The sequence below is a fragment of the Streptomyces sp. DH12 genome, assembly GCF_020873895.1.
Taxonomy (GTDB): Bacteria; Actinomycetota; Actinomycetes; order Streptomycetales; family Streptomycetaceae; genus Streptomyces.
This window is the reverse complement of the sequence record NZ_JAHWGT010001450.1, coordinates 1-410: the sequence shown is the minus strand read 5'-3', so window position 1 is coordinate 410 and position 410 is coordinate 1. Positions and strand designations below refer to the sequence as shown.

1 protein-coding gene is annotated in these 410 nt (G+C 68.8%); it reads left to right on the top strand.

Annotated elements, in window-relative coordinates:
* Window positions 1-192: 192 nt before the first annotated feature.
* The coding region (locus tag LPA54_RS40525; protein ID WP_228985434.1) for a putative T7SS-secreted protein at window positions 193-410 on the top strand (218 nt) is incomplete at its 3' end.

The window sequence follows — 410 nt, the reverse complement described above, 5'->3', positions numbered from 1 at the left end:
GTACCAGGCCATGATGCTCGAACGGCAGCAGCGGTTCGAGGACGACCACCCCGTCACCGGATATCTCGAGGACCACGGCATCGCGGAGGAACGCACCGAGTTCCGCGGCCGCCTGGAGCCGGTCGACCGTGACGGCGGGGCCCCGGGCCCGGACCGGACCCCGCGATAAGGGCAGGAGCAGGAACAGCCAGCATGTCGGAGAAACGGTTCCTCTTCCGCCGCATATGGATCGGCCCCGACGACACCGTCCAGGACTGGGTCCCGGGCAAGCCCGCCGAACTCGACCGACTGATCAAGAAGCTCGTCGGCGCGGCGGCCCACTTCGGGGAGGGCGCGGAACGGCTGCGCAAGCTCAACACCGACCCCTGGCAGGGCGAAGCCGCCGAGGAGTTCCGCAAGACGGTCAAGAA